The following is a 1,720-nucleotide window of genomic DNA, read 5'->3' on the forward strand; positions in this document are numbered from 1 at the left end:
CTGCGCTCAATCTCGAAGGGTTTGAAGGCTCGGGTGCGGACTGGCTTGAACAGTACAAGCCGTACATCGAGAATGGCGAGACGGTCGTGACCAGCCCGCACAAGGTCTATGGCCCGGACAGCAATGATCTCGCCCTGCAGCTGCGCAAGGCTGGCATCTCGAAAGTCATTCTCGCCGGCATGTCCTCGAACCTTTGTACGGAATCTCACATGCGCAGCCTGATCGAACAGGGCTTTGAAGTCATGGTCGTCACCGACGCAACGGCTGGCGCCATCACCGAGCATTACAATGGCTATGACGCGGCACTCACCAATTTCAGGATGATCGCCAGCAAGGTCGATAACACCGAGAATACGGTGAAGGCGGTCAAGGCCGCCTACGGTCGGTAACCGCCTCCCCGCGGGTCATCCAGCGCCACCCCTCCGCCCACGGATGACCCACCCCGCGCCCGGCTGATGTCCTTCTGCCTCTCCCATTGGCCGGGCGCGCCTCTTTCCAGAAATTCGCCAGCGGAGCGCCAGGGCGCGCCGCTGACCGAAGCCCCCGCGTCCTCTTCCCCTCAACCCGGCGAGGATGCTCACCCCCCGGCTGTTTTTGCAGCCCTCATCTAAAAAAAGGACCAATCCAATGACTTCCAGACTTCTCATCGCAGGCACCGCTCTCGCCCTCGCTTTTATTCCGGCCATGTCCGCCTTTGCTGAAGACGAATACAATGTCTCCACCGGCACCACGACAGACGGCGTTCCGCTTGGCGTTCACGGCGTCGATACGGTCGCCCTGTCGACGCTCAATGCAGTGGCAGAGGGCGAGGCCGCCCACACCGTCGTGAATGATGGCGTCGCCTACTATTTCGCGTCCGAGGACTCGGCCCGTCGCTTCAAGGCAGATCCCGCCAAGTACAAGCCGCAATATGGTGGTTTCTGCGCCTATGCTGTTGCCCTCGGCAAGAAGCTCGATGGCGATCCGCAATTCGCTGACATCGTCGACGGCAAGCTCTACCTCTTCGTCAACGCCGCCGTCTTCGAAAAGTACAAGAAGGATGCCAAGCGCACGATTGAAAAGGCCGACAAGACCTGGCCGAAAATCCAGCACACAGCCGTCGCCGACCTCTAGCGCCGAGATGGCGGCCTGGCCCGGCCAGGCCGCCGCTTCCTCCACAACACAATTGGGAGAACAGCAATGCGTATGCCTGTCCCGCCTTTCACTGAAGACACTGCCATCGAAAAAGTGCGCCTTGCCGAAGATGGCTGGAACAGCCGCGATCCTGAAAAGGTCTCCGAGGCGTATTCGACCGACAGCCTCTGGCGCAACCGCAGGATGTTCGTATCCGGGCGATGCGAGATCGTCAGATTCCTGCAATGGAAATGGAGCCAGGAACACGAATACCGGCTGGTCAAGGAACTGTTCGCCTTTCAGCAAAACCGTATCGCGGTCCGCTACGCCTATGAATATCACGACGAAAAGGGCGCCTGGTTCAGAGCCTATGGCAATGAGAACTGGGAGTTTGGTGACGACGGCCTGATGAAGCGCCGCCATGCCAGCATCAATGACCTTCCAATCTCTGACCAGGAGCGGCTGCTCTACTGGCCGCTGGGCCGCCGTCCGGACACCTATCCCGGTCTGAGCGAACTTGGTCTTTGACCCGTTTCGCACGCCGCGCATCCGCTTTGCCTAAAGGATAATTTTTATGAAACGCTATCTGCTAATCGCTCTTTTGACG

The 1,720-nt window shown here is 59.2% G+C and carries 3 protein-coding genes; all 3 read left to right on the forward strand.

Going from position 1 to position 1,720, the window contains the following annotated elements; translation table 11 throughout:
• A partial coding sequence (locus tag WA989_RS01465) for a cysteine hydrolase family protein (protein WP_424338756.1) occupies positions 1-389 on the forward strand: 389 nt, incomplete at its 5' end.
• A 238-nt stretch (positions 390-627) separates the two neighbouring features.
• On the forward strand, positions 628-1,113 hold the full coding sequence (locus tag WA989_RS01470) for a YHS domain-containing (seleno)protein (RefSeq protein ID WP_424338757.1): 486 nt from the start codon (positions 628-630) through the stop codon (positions 1,111-1,113).
• 66 nt (positions 1,114-1,179) lie between these two features.
• Positions 1,180-1,641, forward strand: a complete 462-nt coding sequence (locus WA989_RS01475; protein WP_424338758.1) for a DUF1348 family protein — start codon at positions 1,180-1,182, stop codon at positions 1,639-1,641.
• Positions 1,642-1,720: the final 79 nt, after the last annotated feature.

This window comes from Henriciella sp. (assembly GCF_049649345.1).
Lineage (GTDB): Bacteria > Pseudomonadota > Alphaproteobacteria > Caulobacterales > Hyphomonadaceae > Henriciella.

Excerpts from the sequence above, each read along its gene's own strand:
- WA989_RS01470 (WP_424338757.1), top strand. The coding sequence starts at position 628 with ATGACTTCCAGACTTCTCATCGCAGGCACCGCTCTCGCCCTCGCTTTT.
- WA989_RS01475 (WP_424338758.1), top strand. The coding sequence starts at position 1,180 with ATGCGTATGCCTGTCCCGCCTTTCACTGAAGACACTGCCATCGAAAAA.